The sequence below is a fragment of the Actinomadura bangladeshensis genome, from assembly GCF_004348335.1.
GTDB lineage: Bacteria > Actinomycetota > Actinomycetes > Streptosporangiales > Streptosporangiaceae > Spirillospora > Spirillospora bangladeshensis.
Map to the genome: position 1 here is coordinate 1 of NZ_SMJW01000446.1, position 3,452 is coordinate 3,452.

Here is a 3,452-nt window from a genome sequence, read left to right on the forward strand (position 1 = left end):
CCTCAAAACCACACCCCGCGCCGGCCCGGCAGGGCGCTCCGGGGGGAGCACCCTGGCGGGGCTAGGAGGTGCGGGCGGATGCGGAGGCCGGGGTGCCCTCCTCGTCGAGCTGGCGGACCTGGCGGTAGACCAGGCCGCGCAGGTGGGCGAACTCGGGGAGTTCCTTCGTGGTGAGCTGGTCGCGGGGGCGGGGCAGGTCGACCTCGATGACGCCGCGGACGCGGGTCGGGCGCGGGGTCAGGGCGATGATCCGGTCGGCCAGGTAGACCGCCTCGTCGATGTCGTGCGTCACGAAGACGACGGTGACGCCGTAGTCGTGGCGGAGCTTGAGGGTGAGGTCCTCCAGGTCGGCGCGGGTCTGCGCGTCGAGGGAGGCGAACGGCTCGTCCATGAGCAGGATCTGCGGCTCGTAGGCGAGGGCGCGGGCGATCGCCACGCGCTGCTGCATGCCGCCCGAGAGCTGCCACGGGTAGCGCTTGCCGGCGTCGGCGAGGCCGACGGCGGACAGCGAGTCGGCGATGAGGGTCTGCTTCTTCTTCCGGTCCAGCCGCTTGCGCCGCAGCGGGAAGGCGATGTTCTCCTCCACCGTCATCCACGGGAACAGCGACCGGCTGTAGTCCTGGAAGACGATCGCCATGTCCTCCGGGGTGCGGTCGAGCGGGCGGCCCTCCACGCGGACCTGGCCGCTGGTGGCGGGCATCAGCCCGGACAGGCAGCGCAGCAGCGTCGTCTTGCCGCAGCCGGACGGGCCGACCACGCACAGGAACTCGCTGCGCGCCACGGTGAAGCTGATCTCGTCGATCGCCCGCACCGCCTGGTCGCCGGTTCCGTAGACCTTGCCGAGGCCGTCGACCTCGAGCATCGGCGCTCCGTCGGTCATCAAGATGCTCCCTTTCGTGCTCCGTGGTGCCAGCGCAGCGCGCGACGCTCGATGGTGGCGAAGGCGAGGTTGAACAGGTAGCCGAGGATGCCGAGCAGCACCATCCCCGACCACATCTCGGGGATCGCGAAGGTGCGCTGGGCCTCCAGGATGAAGTAGCCGATGCCGCGGGTGCTCGCGACCATCTCGCTGATCACCATGAGGATCAGCGACAGCGACAGCGCGACGCGCACCCCCGCGAAGATCTGCGGCGCGGCGGCCGGCAGGACGACGTGCAGCAGCTGGTCGCGGCGGCTGACACGGTAGGCGCGGGCGCTGTCGAGCAGTCCGGGCTCCACGCCGCGCACCCCGTCGATCGTGTGCATCAGGACGGGGAACAGGGCGACCATCAGGATGATGAACACCTTCATGCCCGTCCCGACGCCCAGCACGACGATGCCGAACGGGATCAGCGCGGGCGGCGGGATCGCCCGGACGAACTCGATGACCGGTGCGAGCGCCGTGCGGAGCTTGCGGACCAGGCCGATGAGGACGCCGAGCGGCACCCCGATGACGATCGACAGCGCGAAGCCGGAGAACATGTTCGTCAGGCTGGGGACGACGTCCGACCCGACCCGGTCGAACAGCCACGTCTCCCGGAAGACCGAGAGGATCTTGGTCAGCGGCGGGTAGAAGATGTTCGCGCTGCCGGCCGACCACAGCCCCCAGCCGAGCAGGACGAGGACGGGCGCCGCGATCTGGACGGCGAGGAGCACCGTGCGGCGGCTCACTGGACGACCTCCTGGGCTCGCTGGGACGGATGCCACCGCAGCAGCCGCTTCTCGATCGCGACGAACACGAGGTTCAGCAGCACGCCGAGCAGGCCGGTGGCGATGATGAGGGCGTACATGAGCTGGTACTGGCCGCCCGCCTGCGCGACCGTGATCGACTGCCCGAGACCGGGCGCGCCGATCACCAGTTCCGCGGTGACGCAGAGGATGAGCGCGGTGGTGGACGCGACGCGCAGCCCGGTGGCGATGTAGGGGACGGCGCTCGGCAGCACCACCGACAGCAGCCGGTCGTGCGGGCGGGCCCGGAACGAGCGCGCGGTGTCCAGCGCGACGGGTTCGACGTCCCGCATGCCGTAGATGGTGGCGATGAGGACGGGCCACGCGGCGGCGAACGTGGCGAGGAAGATCTTGCTCTGCAGGCCGGTGCCGAGCACGAGGACGACGAGCGGGATCAGCGCGACCGACGGGATCGGCCGCAGGAACTCGATCACCGCGGTCGTGGCCGCGTGCAGGACGGTGCTGGAGCCGATCGCCATCCCGAGCAGCACGGCGATCACCACGGCGAGGCCGAAGCTGATCGCCCAGCCCTGCAGGGTGTGGCCGACCGCCGTCCACAGCTCGCCGCCGCCGGCGAGCTCGGCGAGTTGCCGCAGGTCGCTCGATATGCGCGGGAACGTCTTCTCGGGCAGCAGCCCGGCGATCGTGGCCAGCTCGAGGGCGGCCATCACCGCCGCGAGTCCGGCCGCGCCGAGCAGCACGTCGGTGAACTTCGGCGATAGCGGGAGCCGCCGTCTCGCGCCGGGACTGACTGACGTCGACAAGGTCGAGGTCCGGGTCAACGGGAACTCCTTCCGGGTACGGCCCTGCCGCATCCGTATCGGTGGGTCGGCCGACCCTGGCCACGCGCGGTGCGCGTCGCGGCGAGTCGGGACACCGCGGACCGTTCGCATGGCAGGGTTGCCGCGGCAGGGTCGCGATCAAGCCCTTATAATGACGGTATTAAGCATGATGATTATCTGTCAAGGCGTGGCGGCTCCCGGCTGCGCGCTCGCTGACCGGCCGCTATCCGACCCGACCTACCTGGGGAGCATCCGTTGAGTCGTCCCGAGCAGACCGACCGCACCGAGTGGCGGTTGTCGCGCGCCGAGGCCATCGCCCGCGAGATCGAGCGCAAGATCATCGAATCCGCGCTGCCGGACGGCAGCCGCCTCGGCACGAAGGAGGACGTGCGCCAGGAGTACGGCGTCGCGGTCGGGACCGTCAACGAGGCCGTCCGGCTGCTGGAGACCCGCGGCGTGGTGTCGGCCAAGCCCGGGCCCGGCGGCGGGCTGTTCACCCTCCGGACGCCGGGCCACGTGCGCATCAACCACCTGATCCTCGGCCTGCGCGAGAACGGGATCACCAGCGCGCAGTGCCTGGCGGTGCGCGACGCGCTGGAGGAGCCCATCCTCATGGAGGCCGCCGCGCACCGCACCGACAAGGACCTTGCGGAGCTGCGCGAGCTGCTGGAGCACATGGACGAGCAGCGCACCGACGCCGCCGAGTTCCTGCGCGCCAACTGGGCCGTCCACCGGCGGCTGGCGGAGATCACCCCCAACATGGTGCTGCGCGTCATCTACACGACGATGCTCGACATGATCGAGAACGAGATCGAGCACGTCAGCTCGGACGAGCTGTTCACCGCCGGCAAGACCTTCCGCGCCCACGTGGCGCTGGTGGACGCGGTCGAGTCCCAGGACGCCGCGAAGGTCCGCCGCGCAGTCCGCCGCCACAGCCCCCCCACCTCGGTCATGGCCTAACCC

The 3,452-nt window shown here is 70.7% G+C and carries 4 protein-coding genes; 1 reads left to right on the forward strand and 3 read right to left on the reverse strand.

Features of this window, described 5'->3' with window-relative positions:
* Positions 1-61: 61 nt before the first annotated feature.
* The 3 genes from E1284_RS39575 to E1284_RS39585 are packed head-to-tail and all read right to left on the reverse strand — an operon-like array spanning position 62 to position 2,489.
* Entirely contained in the window at positions 62-880 is an 819-nt protein-coding gene (locus E1284_RS39575; RefSeq protein ID WP_243715026.1) for an ABC transporter ATP-binding protein, read from the reverse strand.
* On the reverse strand, positions 880-1,650 hold the full coding sequence (locus E1284_RS39580; RefSeq protein WP_131945261.1) for an ABC transporter permease: 771 nt from the start codon (positions 1,648-1,650) through the stop codon (positions 880-882). The genes E1284_RS39575 and E1284_RS39580 overlap by 1 nt, the downstream gene beginning before the upstream one ends.
* Entirely contained in the window at positions 1,647-2,489 is an 843-nt protein-coding gene (locus E1284_RS39585; RefSeq protein WP_207924222.1) for an ABC transporter permease, read from the reverse strand. Before E1284_RS39585 ends, E1284_RS39580 begins: the two co-directional genes overlap by 4 nt.
* 255 nt (positions 2,490-2,744) lie before the next feature.
* On the opposite strand from E1284_RS39585, the gene E1284_RS39590 reads away from it, so the two are divergent.
* Complete coding sequence (locus E1284_RS39590; RefSeq protein WP_131945263.1) at positions 2,745-3,449, forward strand: FadR/GntR family transcriptional regulator; 705 nt, start codon at positions 2,745-2,747, stop codon at positions 3,447-3,449.
* Positions 3,450-3,452 lie beyond the last annotated feature (3 nt).

Coding starts and splice junctions, on each gene's coding strand:
- E1284_RS39575 (WP_243715026.1), bottom strand. CDS start 880: ATGACCGACGGAGCGCCGATGCTCGAGGTCGACGGCCTCGGCAAGGTC.